At 31.1% G+C, this 270-nt stretch carries 1 pseudogene; it reads left to right on the forward strand.

Annotated features, from left to right (window positions below):
• Positions 1 to 64: 64 nt before the first annotated feature.
• A pseudogene (locus AOA62_RS32710) lies at positions 65 to 270 on the forward strand (galactokinase family protein); the annotation flags it as partial.

Raw genomic sequence — 270 nt, forward strand, 5'->3', positions numbered from 1 at the left:
TTACTATATTGAACAAAACACAGGTGATGAAATGAAATAAAAACTAACAGACTTATTTCAAAAAGTTTTTCATTCAAAAGTAGATTTAAGATACTTTTTCGCACCAGGTAGAGTGAATTTAATTGGAGAGCATACAGATTACAATGGAGGATTAGTGTTTCCGTGTGCATTAGACATTGGGACATATGTGGTAGTAAAAGAGAGAACTGACAATAAAATTAGACTGTTTTCTGAGAACTTCCGTGATAAAGGAATCATTCAATTTGATAT

This window comes from Pseudomonas sp. 2995-3 (assembly GCF_002742565.1).
In the GTDB taxonomy this organism is placed as follows: Bacteria; Pseudomonadota; Gammaproteobacteria; order Pseudomonadales; family Pseudomonadaceae; genus Aquipseudomonas; species Aquipseudomonas edaphica.